The 436-nt window shown below is 40.1% G+C and carries 1 protein-coding gene; it reads right to left on the reverse strand.

Annotated elements, in window-relative coordinates:
* Window positions 1-9 precede the first annotated feature (9 nt).
* Window positions 10-436 (reverse strand): helicase HerA-like domain-containing protein (locus tag BBH99_RS13600; protein ID WP_123873183.1); only part of this gene is annotated, 427 nt, incomplete at its 5' end.

Raw genomic sequence — 436 nt, forward strand, 5'->3', positions numbered from 1 at the left:
TTAATTTTATCATCTTCTTCTGCCTCCCAAGCCAAACATTCCGAGAATGGCTTTTGCACCTTCCCGCATAAGTGTATTGGTAAAGGTTCTTCCCGCCTGGCTCTGCAATACCTGTTCAAACATTCCAGGTTCTTCTTTTACTGGTTTTGTTTTTTGGTTAGGAGTTGGATTTTGAGCCGCCTGCTCCATTCTGTTGGTTAGCATTTCATAAGCAGATTCTCTATCTATTGCCTGCTCATATTTAGCTACCATGGCTGAACTGGATGTTAATTCTGTAATTTCCGCCTCACTCAGAACATCCATCCTTGATTCCGGAGAAATAAGATACGTATGAACTAACGGTGTAGGAATACCTTTCTCATCCAAAGCAGTTACAAATGCTTCACCAATTCCTAAATTCTGGATCAGATTGGAAGCATTATAAAATTCTGTAGTA

Origin of the sequence: Chryseobacterium contaminans, assembly GCF_001684955.1 — a bacterium.
Taxonomy (GTDB): Bacteria; Bacteroidota; Bacteroidia; order Flavobacteriales; family Weeksellaceae; genus Chryseobacterium; species Chryseobacterium contaminans.